At 34.8% G+C, this 1,128-nt stretch carries 1 protein-coding gene; it reads right to left on the reverse strand.

Features of this window, described 5'->3' with window-relative positions; all coding sequences use genetic code 11:
• The coding region (locus GKF99_RS08510) for an ISAs1-like element ISBaov2 family transposase (protein WP_154273152.1) at window positions 1-881 on the reverse strand (881 nt) is incomplete at its 3' end.
• Window positions 882-1,128 lie beyond the last annotated feature (247 nt).

Below are 1,128 nucleotides of genomic sequence, written 5' to 3' on the forward strand. Positions count from 1 at the left end.
CTGGTATTCTCTATATATCCGAAAGACTGTATATTTTTCCACTTCTTTCTAATATCTGCTCCCAGAAAACCAGGATCGTTGCAGCAATAGCAGATTCTCGACTCATTCCTGCCATGTCCTTCTTCATGCGTCTCATATTTGTCAAATCGTACTGTTGTACCTTTTGATACAATACTTTCTGTTACTGACAGTACTATTTCCTTTAATTTCGGTTGATTATCTTTCACTATAAAAATGTAGTCACCTTCTCCCTTTATGACTTTCTCTGCAATTGTACGCTGGCATCCTAAAGCGTCAATTGTAATAATACAATCTTTTATACACAACATATCTAATAATTCAGGAATGACAACTATCTCATTTTCCTTTTCTTGTGTACATAACTGTCCAAGGGAGATTCCCAGTTCTGTTGCAAATGCACTGATGACATGCAATTTGTACTTTCCCGTATTCGAATCAGGAAGCACTCCTTGTTTACGATGATGCTTGTCCTGTTCGGATTCATAGGCTCCTCGTATGGTTTTACCATCAATGGCTATATGCCCCGAATAACATTTGAGAATGCTTTGGACCCATTGCCTATAAGATTCTTCAAATTTTAAAGGATCTAATGCCGAGAAAAAGCGATTAAATGTATCATGGGAAGGGATACCATTAAAATTGGAAAGCTTGGCTGCAAAAAAAGATTCTTTACTTTTACCAAAGTCTTCTATTGAATTCCAAGTATCAGCGCCACATATAACAGCAGAAATTGCAATAAGAACAATGGTACTGGCCTGATGTTTTTTACAACGGTCTATCCGGTTATCTATCAATATTAATGAATCAGCAAATTCATGTAGGTTGCTGATCTCAATCTTTCTTTTAGTTTCTTGCTTCATTTTAATTGTGATTTATAATCACGTAAATGTACTCAAATAATATTGTAAATGAAAGATAAATATCTTATTTTAATAAGATGAAAAGACAATATTGGTGTAAGATAAATGTATAAAAGATTAAGGAAAGAGTATAATGCGTTTTCCCTGCGTAGGTCTGACAGAACAATACCGATTGGGTAAATCAAGTATAACGGCTTTATAATGCAAACTTCATAGGGACATACGTTCTTCTATCCCGTATTCTATG

The organism is Finegoldia sp. BIOML-A2 (genome assembly GCF_009678315.1).
Classification (GTDB): domain Bacteria; phylum Bacillota; class Clostridia; order Tissierellales; family Peptoniphilaceae; genus Finegoldia; species Finegoldia magna.